This is a genomic window from Bremerella cremea, assembly GCF_039541315.1.
GTDB classification, from domain to species: domain Bacteria; phylum Planctomycetota; class Planctomycetia; order Pirellulales; family Pirellulaceae; genus Bremerella; species Bremerella cremea.
Genome location: NZ_BAABFZ010000003.1, coordinates 604,489 through 621,104, shown reverse-complemented (window position 1 = coordinate 621,104; position 16,616 = coordinate 604,489). Strand labels below are relative to the sequence as shown.

Sequence of the window (16,616 nt, the reverse complement as noted above, 5' to 3'; positions counted from 1 at the left end):
AGTTCAAGGTTACGGGGTGATTAGCTATCCAGGGTTCGAGCGAATTCCTCGACCTTGAATGCCTCGAGGATGTCCCCATCCTTGATATCGTTGAAGCCGACGAGCTTGATACCGCACTCGTACCCTTCGCGGACTTCCTTGACATCGTCCTTTTCACGCTTGAGCGAGTCCAAGCCGTATTCGCCGATGCCACGACCATCTCGGTTAACCCGGATACGGCAGTTGCGTTCGATGATCCCACCCAGCACACGGCAACCAGCGATGGTACCGATGCGGCTGATCGAGAACGTACGCTGCACCAGGGCACGACCCAGTTCGGTGATACGCGACTCGGGTCGCAGTTGGCCTTCCAACAGCAATTTGATGTCTTCGGTCACCTTATAGATGATGTTGTAGCGACGAACTTCGACGCCACGATCATCGGCCAGGCTACGTGCGGCTTCGTCTGGGATGACGTTGAACGCGACGATCACGGCGTCCGAAGCGGAAGCCAGCGTCACGTCGGCAACGGTCACACCACCAACAGTGGCCTGCATCACGCGGACCTTGACTTCAGGGTGATCGAGCTTGTCCAGTTCTTTCTGGATGGCTTCGATCGAACCACGCGTGTCGGCTCGCAGAATGATGTTGAGGTAAACGATACCAGCGTCGTCGCCAGCCAGGTTGCCCGACTGCAGACGAGCCTGGAAGTCCTCGAACGAAACCTTGACGGTATGACCGCCGAGGTGCTGTTCGCGGCTGCGGCTGGCTCGCATTTCTGCGATCTCGCGAGCATCGGCGATATCTTCCAGCACATAGAACTTTTCGCCGGCGGCCGGTGCTTCGTCGAAGCCCGTGACGTTGACCGGAGTGGAAGGTGGAGCCACGTCCAGACGCTTCCGTGGGTTGAGCGTGTCGTACATCGCTTTGACGCGGCCATAGGTCGAACCGCAGACCACGACGTCGCCCACTTTGAGCGAGCCATTGTTGACGATCAACTTGGCCAACACACCGCGGTCCGATTCCTGTTCGGCTTCCAGACAGACACCCACGGCGTTGCGGCTCGGGTTGGCCGTGTACTCGTGGATTTCCGATGTCAGCAGGATCGTTTCCAGCAGGGTATCGACCCCTTCGCCGGTGATGGCGCTGGTTTTGACCACTTCAACGTCGCCACCCCATTCGGCCGGCAACAGGCCATGCTGCGAAAGCTGTTGCAAGGCTTTTTCTGGGTTGGCACCAGGAACGTCCATCTTGTTGAGAGCAACAATGATGGGCACATTCGCGGCTTTAGCGTGGCTGATGGCTTCTTCCGTCTGCGGCATGATACCGTCGTCGGCGGCCACGATCAGCACTGCGATATCGGTCACGTTGGCACCACGGGCACGCATTTCGGTAAATGCTTCGTGGCCCGGAGTATCGACGAAGGCGATTTGCTTTTCGCCCTTGTCGACAATGTAGGCTCGGATGTGCTGGGTGATACCGCCGGCTTCGCCGCTAACGACGTCCAAGCCGATGATCTTATCCAGCAACGAGGTCTTACCATGGTCGACGTGGCCCAGGAAGGTAACCACCGGCGGACGTTCGCTAAGTTGATCCGGATCGTCGACCATGTCTTCGATCTCGGCGATCAGCGTGTCTTCGATCGACTCTGGTGTCTTGATATTGAGATCGATGCCATGTTCTGCGGCCAAAAGTTCGGCCGTTTCGGCGTCGAGCATGGCATTGATGGTGACCATCTGGCCGTAGCTCATCAGCGTACGCTGCACCGCTTGAACTGGCAGACCGGAGGCTTCAGAGAATTCTCGCAACGAACAAGGCAACTCGAGGGCGACGTCGGTCTTACGTGGAGCGGCGGTCGAAACCTTGCTGCTCGACTTGTCGCGACGTGGACGCGGACGGCGACCGCGTCGCAAGTCATCGCTATCGCCATCGGTCGAAATCGACTTGGTGCGTTTGCGGCCCTGGGTACGGGCATCACGGCTACCAGCCATTCCGGCCATCCCGGTCGACTTGCCCTTCTTGCGGGCAACCTTGGTGGCCGCATCGTCGTCTTCTCGCAATTCGGTTGGTTCGTCGATTTCAGCAACCGACTTGCGATCCTTCGATTTGCGTTTCTTCTCGTGAAGCTTGGTGAATTCTTCGAGAGGAGCCTTCTGCCCCTTCTTGGCACCTTTGATCGCTTCCTTGGGAAGCTGCATGATCGGCTTTTGAGCAGCAGGCTCTTTGGTTTCGGCCTGAGGCTTCGGAGCAGGTGCGGTCGGAAGCTTGGCGATCTTTACGCTCGGGCCAACCTTCTTCGGCTTTGGCTTGGGCTTTTCGCGGTCGTCGTCCTGCTTCTTAGCACCGCCACCACCTAAGGTGCGAACCTTACGCTGCGATCCGATGGCGATATAGTCGCCACGACGAATGCCGCGGATAGGTGCGTCCTTGTGAACCGGCTGTTCCGCGGGGGGATCGGATTCGGCCGACTCTGCGGAAGGCTGCTCGGTGTCGTCGGCAGTATCCTGGCTGTCGCCCGGCGCCGAAGGCGCTTCGGCCGAGATGATTTCAGGTGCGGCCTCGTCGGAAGAATCGATCGAGGGAGCTTCGGTTTCAGTGGCAACCGGCATATCGGTAGCTTCGACTTCGTCGGCAGGTTGTTCCTCGTCTTCGCGTGAACGAGGCTTGGCGGGGCCGCCCAGAGTACGAATTCTGCTAGGCTTGGCCGGCTGGCTGGGACGCTCCGGTCGAATCGGTTCGTCAGTAGTCGACGAACGGCTTTGCGAGCCACGGCTTCCGCCGTCGCCCCCGGAGTCTTTGTTGAGAAAGGCCTTTACTTTGACCAGTTCGTCATCGTCCAGGCTGGCAAGTGCAGACCCCTTCCCAGTAACGCCTGCGCGGTTGCAGATGTCGACGAGTTGCTTGCTATCTACCTGGAGTTCTTTAGCTAACGCGTAAATTCGTATGGGCACTTTGGCCTTCCTGCTGAGTTTTCTTGGGGCGTCGGCGGCGTGTTTACCGCTGAAGACACCTGTTACCGGGACCTATCATCCTACGTCCCGCCAATTATCTTGCCAACCACGAGCCATTTCGCTAATCGTTAAGATCGCGATCTGGCGAATCCGGCAGCACGCACTTCAGTGCGGCCTTTTTGCCCGATTCGATTCGCTAGTTGGAACTCATCGGGAAAGGCCTCGCTGCCGAGGGGATACGATATTAGGGCTCCGCTCGATCATTGGGCGGAGCCACCATCTTTAGGTTTTTCATCGCGGATTCGCCGGCGTTCAGCTTCCATGGCCTTTTCGGCCTGTTCAGCTTTTTGCTCAGCCAGATCGCGGATCTGTTCGCATTGTTCTTCCGTGTAAGTCCCCATTTCCATGAGGGCGTCGGTTTCAATGACCGACAAGTCGTCGTAAGAAAGGAACCCTTCCCCGACCAATTGTTCGGCCACTTCGTCCGTAATGCCTTCAATCGAGCTGAAGCCAGTCACGGCGCGGTCGATCTGCTCTTCGAGTTCTTCGCGGAGCATGATCTCGATATCCCATCCGCATAGCTTGCTTGCCAGGCGAACGTTTTGCCCACGACGACCGATGGCCAACGAGAGTTGATCTTCACGCACCAGGACGATGGCACGACCCATCATCTGGCACAGAATCACTTCCTCGACTTCCGCCGGTTGCAGGGCGTTAGTGATCAGTTCTTGCGGATTTTCACTCCAGCGGACGATATCAATGCGTTCGCCGGCCAGTTCATCCACGATGTTTTTGATGCGATTACCGCGGACACCCACGCACGCACCGACGCAGTCGACGCGCTGGTCGGAACTGTCGACAGCTACCTTGCTGCGGTAGCCGGGCTCACGACTGATGTTGCGGATTTCGATCACGTTTTCAGCGATTTCCGGGATTTCTTGTTCGAACAAACGTTCCACGAATCGCTTGTTGGTACGGCTCAGGACCACTTTCACGCGGCTGCCCTGTTTGCGCACTTCGAACACCACGGCTCGGACACGATCGTTCGCATGGAACGATTCGCCCGGGATTTGCTCGCTGCGTGGGAGGATTGCTTCCACGTTGTCGAGGGTGACGATCGTCGCGCCCCCTTCGGCTCGGTGCACAACGCCGTTGACCATTTGGCCGATCAGGTCGTCGTACTCTTCGTGCAGCGCATCGCGTTCCGCTTCACGGATTTTCTGAATAATAACTTGCTTGGCAGTCTGCGCACCGATTCGGCCCACGGTTTCTTCCGGGTCCATCGGTACACCGTCGATGTGTCCGCTGATGGTGCCGTCTTTTCGATCGATATTGATCACGACCTCGGCGTCCTCGGAATGGTACTTCCGCGAAGCAGAAACCAATGCCGATTCGATCGCCTGGAAGACGATTTCCTTGTCGATCTTTTTGTCCCGATGAATCGCGTCAACGATTCGCAAGACTTCAGACGGGTTCATGAGTCCTTCACTTTCAACGATGGGTGCTGCCTGGGCGTCTTCGTCGGCGTGAACCGAATCTCGATGACACTTGGGCAGGCTTACTTGCGGTCCCGGGCACCGCGGTTTTCCAAATTGTAAGTCGATCTTAGTTGCGTCCAACCGACGCTAAACGCAGACCTGTTTGTCCATCGAACCAATGCAGCCCTTCCTCGCGGAAGGCAAGCGGAGTTAGTCGATCGGTCAGGCCATCTGCTGAAATCGTGGCTTTCGCCGTGATTCGCGGTGCCTGGTCTCCTGCGTCTGGCAGGCCTGGGAGTCGAATATGGACATAAGCCACATCTCCCAGCGATTCGACCAGTTCGACCTGGCCACGTCCCGCAGGGAGGCAGCCGGGGGAAGGTTCCTCGGTTAAAAGGATTGCTTCCGGTCGAACGCCAAGGACAATTGTCCTCGAACTGCTTGGTTCCCACTCGGGACGCTGGTTGGCCGACATTTCCAATGCGATTCCGCCGGAGCGAAATTGGAGTCGGCCATTCTCCTCTACCAGCTTGCCCTCGAGCAAGTTCATGCCAGGCGTTCCCAAAAAGCCGGCCACAAACCGATTCGCGGGTTTGTGATAAACCTCGCTTGGTGGCCCAACTTGTTGTAGAACTCCCTGGTCCATCACCGCGATCCGGTCTCCGAGCGTCATCGCTTCGACCTGATCGTGAGTGACATATATCATCGTCGCACCCAGGCGACGGTGTAGTTCTTTGAGTTCTCTTCGCATCTCGACCCGCAGTTTGGCGTCGAGATTTGACAGGGGTTCGTCAAACAAAAAGGCAGCCGGTTCTCGTACAATTGCACGACCCAGGGCTACCCGTTGGCGTTCCCCACCCGAAAGCTCCCGTGGATAACGGTCCAGCAGCTTCCCAATTCCCAGTGTTCCAGCAACCTGGTCCACTCGTTGTGGGATCTGTCGAAACTGCTCCTCACGCCGGGCGGCGCTTTCGGCATCGTTCCAGCGTCGCCACATACGGAAAATAAAATTTCCTCCGTAGCGAAGCCGCAGACCGAACGACATATTCCGTCTGACCGTCATATGCGGATACAACGCGTAGTTTTGAAAAACCATCGCGATATCCCGATCTTTCGGCGAGACGTGGGTTACGTCGCGGTCTCCGATCGTGATTTCACCACTCGAAACTTCCTCTAGCCCGGCAATCATCCGTAAGGTGGTCGTTTTTCCACAACCACTAGGACCTACCAGGACGAGAAACTCTCGATCGGCGACCTCTAAATTCAGCTCGGAAACAGCAGCGACCGTGTCGGAAAATCGTTTGCTAACTTGATTTAGAACGACTCTCGCCATGGTTGCCTGCTGCCGCTTTCGCTACGCTCGTTTACCAAACGGAAAACGGCTCTCGCAATGAAAGCCGTCCTACACGCTGAACTTAGTGGCAGTCACAATCCCGCTAAGATATCGGCTGAACCCGTCAGTGTCAACCAACACTAATGCTAGCCAGGCCCCTGAAAACTGGGGTGGCACTCGACTTAGACGCCGCGAATCGCGATTGCCGAGGCCTGACCTTGCGGGCTAAAGTTCAAACTAACGAACACCCCGTCCGATGCGATTTCTTGCGAATCGGCCTGAACGTTCAGCTCGCATTTCGGGTCTGGAGTGCTGTAGCCAAGGGTTCCAGGCAATTGCTTCTTCTGCATTGCCAGCAGGCTGCCAATTACTTCTATGACGCCACTACCTGCCCCGAGGTTACCAAAATAGCTCTTCATCGCGACCACGGGCATGGTTTTTACAGAATCGCCGAGAAATTTCGTCAGGCCTTCCGCTTCGTCCCAGTCTGACTGCTGACTTCCCAGGCCATGGGCGTTGATGTGGCCAATATCGCTGGCACTGATCCCCGCGTCGCGGCAGACCATGTTCATCGCATTGACGATGGCGGCTGGGCGATTCGGGCTGCGATCGGAATTCCAACCCGTGCAAATCGATTGGCCGATGACTTCCCCCAGGATCTTGGCGCCACGAGCTTCGGCGTGCTCCAGCGATTCCAGCAGCAAGGCCCCTGCTCCTTCGCCAATGATCATGCCCTTACGATTCAGGTCGAATGGCAGGCATTTGCCGCACGATTCGTCCGTTCCCTTGGCAATCGGGTCTTGCAGGTACGAGTGGCAGGTGCGGGTTTCGTGCACCCGTGTACCGGTCGATCCAGCGACAATCACGTCGGCATGGCCGCGAGCGATGGTCATCATCGCTTCGCCCAGGGCAGCGCCGGCCGAGGCCTCGCGAAGCGTGATCGAGTTATTGGGGCCGCGCATATCGTTGAAAATCGCGATATGGCTGGCAGGCATGTTCGGCAGGTATTTGAGCAACCACAGCGGATTGACTTCCGGCAGGCCCTTTTCGGCCCAGACTTCAAAGTCGAATTCACCCGATCCGTTCACACATGCGGCGGTGGCTTTGTCGAACTCTTCCGGCAGGGTCATCATGTAGTCCGAGCCGTAAATCACGCCACAACGTTCTGGATCGAAGCTGCCGCTGCCCAGGCCGCCATGCTGGAGGGCGCGCTGAGCGGCGGCCACACCCATCTGGATTTCGCGACACATGACCTTCAGGTTCTTGCGGATTGAACGCATGGCGTTCTTGTCCACATCGCCGAAGTCGGCAATGTTGCCGGTGAATTCACGTGCTTCTCCGGCATATGGAGACGGCAACGCATCACCAGGCAGGCTCTCAATCTTGCGGATGCCAGAAGTGCCTGAGTCGAAAGCATTGGTAAAGGATTCCAGGTCCATCCCAAGAGGACTGATCTGGCCCATGCCGGTAATGACTACTCGTCGCGATTGCATTCGTACGCCTATCGACACCTGGCAGTATTGAGCTGCCCTTGGTGCTGGGAATTCTTAATGGTGACCCAAAATTTTAGGACACCAGAGCGGGACTGTCGATGGGAGCCACCCGCAGTTACCCGAACGGTAGAGGTGCCAGCAACTGCCCTAATTTAGGCTCGATCGGTCGACTTTGAGCCCCAAATTGAGGTCAACCAAGGTGGGTGACGTTGGATTTCAAGAGAATCTCGCGAGACGCCCAGGGATCGGCCCCTCGCACAGACAATAAGCCAGTTGGTAGCTGTTATTTGTTCGGGAGCGTCGATTAATAGCGGCCGCGGCTGTCGATGGCGGCTGGCTGGGCTGTTGGTACAGGGGTGCCGGCCCCGGTTTTGGCGTCCCCTTTGAATTCGACAAACATCAAGCCGTCGGCTCGTGGTGGCGATTGTGGAAGGAGCGGAATCGACGGCAGTTGGGGCGAGGTGGCAATGCCAGACTGAGGCCGAGCCACCACTCCGCAGCTGATCAGCAGGACCTGTTCTGATGGCCAGCGGAAGCGTTCGTGCAAACGCCAGCTCACCATTTGCGGAATCTGGATATCGACTGCCTGGCGACCGGTGCCCGCCGTCGGGACATCGACATCAACGTTCACGAATTTCTCGACCTGGTCGACACTGCACTTCAGCACCGCGTCGATCATGCGATCGTCTGGCGTCAGCAGTGGGCTGACTTCCATCGAGAAGCCTTCTTCAATCTGGTCCGATTGCAGTTCATATCCCGGGAATGTCTGCGTAGCACGAACGCCTCGGACGAAGACACGTGGCTGAAGCATCGCAATCGTGCTCGATTGGCCGTTGTGGATCAGCAGGTCCGCGGCGTGGTGTTCACGGAAGTCGCTTCGCTGTCGAAGTTCGCTCAGCAAAATCGCGGCGTTTTCTTTGCTCATCAACCAGGCTTCGATGCCGGGAGTCTTCACCGAAACTGGCTGCATCATGCGATACGCGAGGCGACGCCAGTTGGGGCTTTTCACCGTCACCAGGCGAACGCCCAGCTTTTTGACTTCGGCCTGGCTGTCGACAAACTTGGTGACGACGTCGGTCACGACTTCCTGCATCTGAGGCGTGTGATAGACTCGCAGCGTGTTCTTGTTGGCGTGCAGCATGCCGAGTGGTTCGCCGAACCAGACGTCGGTTCCGGTCTCGCGCAAGATCCAGTCGATGATCGCTTGTTCCGGCTTGGCCGTGGTGGTCACGCGACTGGTGTAAGGGGTCAGGTCGTAATCGCGCCAGACCTGGCCGGCGTCGTTTGGAAGTTCTTTCAGGCCCGATGTGACCTTCAGCAAAGTGCCGCTTTTCGAGACATTTTCAGCCGGCGGAGTCGTTGCCGCAGGGGCAGAAGGTGCTGAGGCGAAGTTGGCTGGCTGGACGGAAGTGTCGACTCGGCTCGGAACCGAAGCCCCGGGATTTCGCCACTGCAAAGAGGAATCGGAGGCACCACTGGGCGACCCGCCGATGGGCATCGGTTGCGGTTCGGCCTGAGCAAACGCAATGGTCGAGGTCAAAGCGACCAACAAAATGCTGAAAAGGCAACGCCGTGCCATGGTTCAATCCTCCTTGATTCGACGTGAAATAAGCCTCGCCGATTCCCTTCGTTGGCTGAGACAATTCGTCGAAAGTCGCCGGAGTATAGGAAGGCGTACCAACGACAGCAAGACGAATCGAAGATTGCTACGGCATCGTTCGCAGCAGGCCGGCAATTTAGAGCAGTTCGTTGAGCCAATCGTCCTCTTTTTTCGGAGAAGACGCGGCCGTGCTGGGGGAAGAAGTGCTAGCAGGTTTTCGGCTTGCAGGTTTCGTCTCAGCGAACAAATCGACATCCGCTTCGTCGTCGAGGTTCAAACGCTGTGGTTCGGCGACCGGCGACTTGGATTGTGGGCGAGATTCCGTTACCGGCTTGGCGATCTTTTCGCTGACGCCCTGCGCTTTGCCAGGGTCACGCGTGACCTTGGCCGATTTGGTGAGTTGCTCTTTCTGAAGTCGTTCTTCCCGTTTGGGATCTTTGAACGCGCCGATGCGTTGCATCAGCACATACCAGCCAAAGGCCATCAGGCCGGCAACGATCAAGCCAATCACTGTGCCAGCAATCACGCCAAAGAAGAATCGGGCCGCGATCACATCGATCAGCCCCATCATCGCCAAGCATGCCGCCGAGGCGTAGACGACTTCCCGAGGAGTGGCGAGCTCGTGCAGCTGGCTCTCGAAGATCCGCTCCATGCGAGTCTTCGGTTCCTTGCCGGCTTCCAGAGCCTCGGTTGTCAGGTCTTTGAAGTACGCCTCGAGCTTCACGTGATAGCCGCATCGCTTGCACAAGTACTCGCCGGCCGGCAGATGGCCACCACATTTCGGACAGTCTTGATCGCGCGGCTTGTCGTCGTCCTGCGCTTGCGGGGCATAGCTCGGCTCGACGGGCTTCGCCAGATCGTCGAACTTTGGACGCTGCACTTTAGTTTGGCTCAGGCACTTCGGGCAGCGGATCGTTTGACCGATCAGCCGTTCTTCAGCCCGGATGCCTGCACCACAACAAGGACAAGAAATGCGAATCATGCTCGTCAGGAACTCTCAAAGGAAAAGGGAATGCCTACGTATGATCTTTTCCCAATCTGCTCGAAAACGCAAGGATTTACCACGCCCCCCCCTCTTGTGGCTTGTTGGCTGATGAGACCGACGAGCCTGCGAAAGCCGCGTCCCTCGGCTGGCTGGATTTCGATTGACCTGTGGCCGGGCAGCCACTCCCCTGCCCTGTAGTTAGAACTCCAGGGCAATGTTCACCGTCAGGCCTTGTAGCAGCAAGTCGTTGTTTTGCGGTCCGGTGGCATCGGTGAAAATCTGGCATTGGTCGAGCCAGTCGTTCAGTTCGTACCCGATGCTGCCGCTCCAGGCAGAATACTTCCAGTGAACGCCGACGATCGCTTGAAACGCCAGCGAACTGAAGTCGCGCTCGTCGACCTGGATTCGCTGGGTGGTGGTCATCGTCGATCCGCCTTGCGTTTTATGCGTCGTGGCCAGATCGGGTACGTCCCAATGCCCCAGCAGGTACGACGCATAGAACTTCGCCATCAGGTCAACCTGGCACTGATCGGTTTGCAGTAAGGCGTAGTGGTTCTCGATCCCAACCTTCGGGCCAATTCCCCAGAAGTTGCTTTCCGCCGTTTCGATCACGTGCAGGTCGGTCGGCGTGCCGCCATCGCTATAACTGGCTTGAAACTGCGTGTGGAACGATTGCCGAATGATGCCAGCTCGTACACCGATCACCGGTCGAATGGTCAGCCACGAAGCGATTTCCATGGGAACGCCTCCGTCGAGGTCGATCACGTCGTAGTTGATCTGGGCGTCGATCTGCCCGGTATCGAAGTAGGTTTTGGGGGCTGGCGGCTGCGAATCTTTCCCGCCGAGAAATGCGGACGTCAGATCGCCGGTCACGGAATCTTGCGTATCGGTCTGGAAGTGCGTCCAGGCCAGTGTCGGCGACCAGTCACCACCAAGCGAACCTCCCACGCGAAAGCCGGGCGAGAAGTCGTACGTGGTCGAGTTGTAATTGACGTACTGGTAGACCGGCAGATTGTTGGTGTCGAGCACCCAATCGACCGGCTCGGTCACTTTCCAGTACAGCAACTCACCGAAGGTTTCGGCGGCGTGTACTGGGGAGACCATCCCCAGCAAGCAGATCAGTACGAAACTGCAATACCGCATACACCACCTTGGAAAGTCAAATCGCCATGCATCGGCAGTTGCTGGAAAGTCAGCATCCGCTGTTGATTGGCCCACCACTGCGTTTCATATCCCACCTCGGCCACGACATCGAGTTGGCACGGAAGCTTCCACTGCATCCCAAAGAACGACTGCAGCATGACAGTGCCCAGCTGCGAATCTTTCATGCTGGTCGTAAAGGCCTCGTAGCCGCTGCCAGGCGTGCCGCCATCGGTTCGTTGGAAATCGTCGGTCACGTTCCACGTTCCGTACAACATCGCTCCGTTGACTTCGCCAACCAGGCCCAGCGACCCACCACCAGGATTCCAACGCACGGCCACGCCGGCAGTAGGACCGATACCAAAGAACTCGTGACGAACACGTTCCGTGGCGGTGATCAACGAAAGAAGCCCGGTCCAATGGGAGGTGACATCTTGATTGATCACGGCTGCCTTCAGACCGAACTGAGGACGAACGAGCCAGTTGCATCCCATTTCGATATCGTGGCCGGCCTCGAAATCGAAGCTCGTGTATTTGATCGACCAGTCGACGTCCGCGCCAAAGAAGTCGGTTGAATAGCCACTGACGAAACCACTGAAGAACTCCGGAATCACCAGGTTGAAACCAGACGGGATCGAGGACTCTTGCGACGTGGAAAAGTGCGTGGCGGAAACCTCGACATCCCATTGCCACTCCGGCGGAGCCAGATCGATGCCGGCCCGAATGCCTGGCGACCAGCCGAACTCGACGTTCGTGGCGCCAAAGGTGTCGGCTAGGTTCAAATTGCTTGCCCAGATCGAGGACGTCTCCGCCGAGGCATGCCAGATCAACGCCTCGGCAAAAGGCGTAACTCCCTCGGCAGCAGCCGGCAGGCAACTGGCAAGCAGGAGGATCAGGGATGCAATACAACGGTTCATCAGCGATTAAAAGCTCAAGCCAATTTCCAAAAGGCCACCTTGAACCGACATCAGGTTGTTAAGGCGGCCCATGTTGTACGAATAGAACTGCATTTGATTCAGCCAGACCTGGGCTTCGTAACCCAGTCGCAAGCGAGTCGTCACACGACGCCCTGGCTGTTCCCACTGCAGACCACAAGCGAGCCGCAGCATCGTAGCGGCACCGTGGATGTCTTCCGAGTTGATCGCAATCGTTGAGGGAGTGAGGATCGTCGTCGACGTCAGCCCATCGGTTTGAAAGACATCGCTGAAGGTCCAGTTGCCATACATTAACGTCGCCGACGGATTGAAGTAGGCGGTTACGCTGTGCGACGGTGTGATCGAAATCGGAGCGATGGCGTGAATCCCCAGCGTGGGACCGAGACCCCAGAAGTCTTGCTTCAGTTTTTCGGTCGCGCTGCTGTAGAGGTAGGTATGCGAAGACGAGTCGATCGGATCGTGCCAGGTCGAGTCGATATTCTGCCTGATCACGGCCCCTTTGATCCCTACGTAAGGACGCAATGCCAAGGCGGGACTGATGGCGAGGGTCTTCCCGAATTCCAGATCAAGCGTATGGAACTGAACGTCCCAGTCGAGATCGGCGCTGCGGTAGTTGGGGCCAAAGGCGGCGCCGTCGGGATTGTCGGCGTAGAAGTTCCCCAGGAACGCGGAGTAAACCACGCCGGCTGCTTGCGCGTTGGCGGTCGTGCCGAAATAGGTGTAGCTGAGGGAGGCCTGAACTTCTTCCGCCGGATGTTCGATCTCGAGGCCAACCCGTAGGCCGGCATTCCAACTGAAGGGGGCTTCGACGAGCGACGCTGTGCCAAAGAGGCTGCCGGAACCAACCGGAGTGATCTCTTGGGCCCAGTTCTCGGCGCTCCCTTCGGTGAGCTTCCATGCCAACAGTTCGGCGAAGGGTGTCCATGTGCGAGCGGGCGCAGTGTCGGCGATCGAGGCAACTTCCTGCCAGGCCAGCGACTCGTGCGCGTCCCACAAGATCTCGTCGTCCGTCTGAGCCAGCACGGGATTGCCACCGAGCAGCAGGATCAACATTGCAAGCAGCAGCGACCAGCGTCCGCAGCCAAATAGCTGGGCATGGTGGTTCGCGATCTCAGGATGCCAAGGCATCTTGGAGGAAGTGTGCTGCATGACGTACCAGCCAGTGGCCGGCAAGACTCGACCCAACGGCGAGAGGGCGTTCAGAACCGATCTCGCAGGAGACTTCCGATCGGCAATGCCGCCGGCAAAGTCTCTTTAATCGTTAAAGTCGGCGCGTCATGTGCTGCGACTGCAGTGAAAGATCGAGGGCGGTTTATTTTGCATGTCGAACCGCCCTGCCCTGCTAGCGGTGATGGCTTAATCGAGTTCCAGCGAAACGTCGTCGTCTCGCCAGTCACCAACATTGGGAACCATGTTCGCACCCCAAGAGATCAGTCGCACCTTGCCATTGGGCAAATGCTTGTAGCCCCACAACTCGTTGGAGTGAGGATCGACGGGCAGTTCCTTGAGTAGGTTCGGTGTCAGTTCGCTAAGCTGCTTTGGATAGGAACCATGCTCTTGGCGGTAGGCCACCAAGGCGAAACCTACCAGCGTGAAGTCGCGACGAACCGAGCCGCGGTTGTCGGTATGGACGCGTTGCCACAGATTCGCCCGGCAGCCCATCGCGACTGCTTCCCCAATCCAGCGACTGGCGGCTTCGCGATTTGCCATCAGGCTATCGTAGAGCGAAGTCTTATCGGCATCGGTCACTTTTTGCCACTCGGTCGCCTCCGCATCGAGCCGACGGATTTCTTCCAGTTGAGCTTTCGGGTCGGTCATGCCTAGCACGACGACGACCTTGTCTTGCATCGCATTGGTGCGTTCGAAGGCGAGCTTCCAATCGATGTTGGCACCACGCAGCTTGGCGAGATCGGCCTGGTGCTCCATCGGATCCCAGTCGAAGAAGGCGAACAACGCTTCGTCGCTGTCGCGCAGCATTTCAATCTCGCGATGCATCGTTAAGCGTTCACCGATGTCGGCGGCCCGGGTATCGCTGGGGAGACGTGGCATCTCTTGCAACCTGGCGAGGTACTGCTTGGCCTGATCGGCCGAAAGCAGTCCACTCCGCAGCATCGATTGTTCGCTTCGAAAGGCAAACGAATCGGCCCAGTGAGCCTTCGCCAGCGAAACATCCAGCGGCGAACCATTCGCCAGAAGATTGGCCAGTTTGTGGGCGGCCATCAAGTCGTTTGCCGCAGAGTCAAAGTCACCGGTCGCCAGAGATCGCATGGCACGCTTGGCCAGGCAATGGGACATGTAGGGCAAACGATATTCGAGCGAGAAAGAAGCACCCATCAAGCTCGGAGGATTTTCCGCCGAAAGGATTGGCGCGTAATAGTGCGGCAAGTCGGCGATGGCGACCAGGCGATCGAGCTGCTGCTGATTGGCATCAAAGTAGGCAGCCAATGCGGGAAAGTCCTCGGACTTCCACGGATCGCCGGCGGTCATATGGAAGTCGGTTTCAAGTTGCTCGAGAAAGGCCTGACGCTTCTCTGGGTTCTCGCGATGCTTCATTCGCGAGAACGGCTCGAGGTAGATCATCCGCGGCGCATCTTTATCGAACGATTCGATCCCCAGCATCTGCAGCGTGGTATCTCGCAGTTCGTCCTTCAGTACTTCCGCTCCGAACAACTGCACCAGGTGCACGGCGGCGTTCTGGGCTGGTTCGACATTGCGTCCCATCTGTTCGTTCAGTTTCCGCGTCGCCCCTTCCACTTCCGCGGGGATTTGAGGCTCGGTCAGCTTGAGCCCTGGCAGCGCCAGTTCGGCCGCGAACGTGGGTTGGGAAGCGAGCAACCCGAAGACCATCGTCCAGGCAGTGAGGTGTGTCGTACGTACGATCATAAGTTGAGGCCCCGAAGGACAGATGAGGATGCAAGGATCGATGTGGACCGCAGAACGAGATTCTGCGCGGGCCACACTTGGGCTTCTATCTTACACGGAATGAAATCGGCGTGGCGAATAGAATCTAGAAGCGTGGCGGATAACCGAACCCCTCTGAGGAACGCGCGCTGCGCCCATTCGCGTTTGTTTCAGCCCCAGAATTTCCACCAGGACTTCGGTTCTGGGGGAACCACGTGCCGTACCTTCATCACGCGATCGTGAATCTCTTGCATTGCATGGCGGACATATTCTCCCCGCTGCTTGAGCATGACTTCGTTGACTGAAAAGAAGGGCCCAACGGTGCGGCCTTCTACCTCCAGGTAGGTGCCCGGTTCGTTTTCGTGTGGGTTGCGTTTCTCCCAAGCGACGACGGCCTGCTCTGCTTCTTCGTTGCAGGTTTCCAGCAACGCGGCCCGGGCATCGGCGGTCACTGCCTGATCGTTCGAGTGTTCTAGCGAGGCAAGCAGTTCTCGCCGGCTCCATGGCTTGTTGATCACCGCCAACAGCGCGGCGACATCGGTGCGATTGCATGGAATCGAAGAACGAAGTGCTTTGCGAATCAGCGGCAACGCGTGCTCTGGAGCGTACTCGAGCGCGAGCAGCACCCCTTCTCCGATCTGGGTCCCGCCGCAGTCAGGCAGCGACTGAACGACCTGGTCGATCTTATGTTGATGCCGGAGCAAAAACGTCTGAGCTCGCGTCCAGATATAAGGCTGCGGGACCTGTCCGTCGGGGCGAATACGACATGTCAGGGCAAAGACGGCCGGGCACCACTGCGGATCGTCTTGCTGCGCGATGATATCGATCGCGGCGGACGTGAGTCCCGATGGTTCTCTTTCGAGTGCCGCTGAGATGTCCTGTTGCGCGTCGCCAAGATCGGCCAGGCCTCGCAGGACATCAGACGACCGAAAGTTAGTCATCGCGCGAAGTTCGCTTCGGCGTAGATCCACACACGCTTTAGCCTTCGGACCGGTGATCGCTTGTAAGGCTGGTTCACCTTCCGCCATCGCATCGGCCGAGAGCCAGTCGCCGATGATTGCGGCCAGCATCAAACGATCGTCGCGAGCCCACTTCTGACAGAACTGGTCGATCGAGTCTTCGTACTCGACTACTTCGTCGGCCAAACGCAGCGGATGGGTGCTTTCATCCCGCAGTGGCACCAAGACGCCCAGCCGACGCAGATTCTCGAAGAACAACGAAACGGCTTCCGGTGAAGGATGTAACTGCTGGAGCCGTTGTTCAGGTGGCTCGGCGTGGCGGAGTGAATTCAGGTAGTGCTCAAAGAAGTAGGTGTCGAAGTAGTTCGCCGAGCCATCGTGGAAGTCGACGTCGATGGCATCGCCGTTCACCTTGTGATTCAAACAGCAGCCACGGCCATGGAAGAAGTATTCCCATTCCGGCATCCCTGGCAGGCTACCTCGTCGTGGATGATCTTTCGGGTGCCCGAGCGAACCCATTTGGCCGATTGCCGCGATGTTGCCATCCAAGCGGGTTTCGACCATCGTTTGCACCCACTGCTGCCGGCGACGATGACGCAGCAAGACAATCAGCCCCCAAGCTTCCCAGGGCGAAGGCAAGGTCCCAGGATCAGGCAGACGCGTCAGGAGTTCCGGTAGATCGACCCCGTCCGATTCAGACTGATTGGCCTGATCGATGGCGGCAAGCAGACGTTGGATCTTCTTGTGCATGGTGGGGTAAGGGCAAACGGGAAAGACATCTTTGCCATGGGTAGCTTGTAGCATACTGCTGGCCAGATGATGAATGCTACCGGATTTGCCGCGAAGCGCATCGGAGGCGGAC

Annotated in this window: 11 protein-coding genes; all 11 read right to left on the bottom strand. The window is 57.8% G+C overall.

The window, feature by feature from the left end; genetic code table 11:
* Nucleotides 1-20: 20 nt before the first annotated feature.
* The 11 genes from infB to ABD890_RS04685 all read right to left on the bottom strand — a co-directional run bounded on the left by infB (nt 21) and on the right by ABD890_RS04685 (nt 16,558).
* Nucleotides 21-2,930, bottom strand: coding sequence for a translation initiation factor IF-2 (gene infB / locus ABD890_RS04735; protein WP_345086397.1), 2,910 nt, complete (start codon nt 2,928-2,930; stop codon nt 21-23).
* 260 nt (nt 2,931-3,190) lie between these two features.
* Complete coding sequence (gene nusA / locus ABD890_RS04730) at nt 3,191-4,408, bottom strand: transcription termination factor NusA (RefSeq protein WP_345086395.1); 1,218 nt, start codon at nt 4,406-4,408, stop codon at nt 3,191-3,193.
* Nucleotides 4,409-4,535: 127 nt separating this feature from the next.
* On the bottom strand, nt 4,536-5,741 hold the full coding sequence (locus tag ABD890_RS04725) for an ABC transporter ATP-binding protein (protein ID WP_345086393.1): 1,206 nt from the start codon (nt 5,739-5,741) through the stop codon (nt 4,536-4,538).
* A 182-nt stretch (nt 5,742-5,923) separates the two neighbouring features.
* The gene (locus ABD890_RS04720; RefSeq protein WP_345086390.1) at nt 5,924-7,234 is read right to left on the bottom strand and encodes a beta-ketoacyl-[acyl-carrier-protein] synthase family protein; all 1,311 of its coding nucleotides are present in this window, start codon (nt 7,232-7,234) and stop codon (nt 5,924-5,926) included.
* A 304-nt stretch (nt 7,235-7,538) separates the two neighbouring features.
* Nucleotides 7,539-8,813 (bottom strand): hypothetical protein, encoded by a 1,275-nt coding sequence (locus tag ABD890_RS04715; RefSeq protein WP_345086388.1) that lies wholly within the window; start codon nt 8,811-8,813, stop codon nt 7,539-7,541.
* 157 nt (nt 8,814-8,970) lie between these two features.
* Nucleotides 8,971-9,816, bottom strand: coding sequence for a hypothetical protein (locus tag ABD890_RS04710; RefSeq protein ID WP_345086386.1), 846 nt, complete (start codon nt 9,814-9,816; stop codon nt 8,971-8,973).
* Nucleotides 9,817-10,017: 201 nt separating this feature from the next.
* On the bottom strand, nt 10,018-10,962 hold the full coding sequence (locus ABD890_RS04705) for an Lpg1974 family pore-forming outer membrane protein (protein WP_345086384.1): 945 nt from the start codon (nt 10,960-10,962) through the stop codon (nt 10,018-10,020).
* A complete protein-coding gene (locus ABD890_RS04700) occupies nt 10,938-11,876 on the bottom strand; it encodes an Lpg1974 family pore-forming outer membrane protein (protein WP_345086382.1) in 939 nt (312 codons plus the stop codon). The genes ABD890_RS04705 and ABD890_RS04700 overlap by 25 nt, the downstream gene beginning before the upstream one ends.
* Before the next feature lie 6 nt (nt 11,877-11,882).
* Nucleotides 11,883-13,043, bottom strand: coding sequence for an Lpg1974 family pore-forming outer membrane protein (locus ABD890_RS04695; RefSeq protein ID WP_345086379.1), 1,161 nt, complete (start codon nt 13,041-13,043; stop codon nt 11,883-11,885).
* Between the two features lie 207 nt (nt 13,044-13,250).
* A complete protein-coding gene (locus tag ABD890_RS04690) occupies nt 13,251-14,777 on the bottom strand; it encodes a hypothetical protein (RefSeq protein WP_345086377.1) in 1,527 nt (508 codons plus the stop codon).
* Nucleotides 14,778-14,965: 188 nt separating this feature from the next.
* Nucleotides 14,966-16,558, bottom strand: coding sequence for a DUF6896 domain-containing protein (locus tag ABD890_RS04685; protein WP_345086375.1), 1,593 nt, complete (start codon nt 16,556-16,558; stop codon nt 14,966-14,968).
* Between the last annotated feature and the right edge of the window lie 58 nt (nt 16,559-16,616).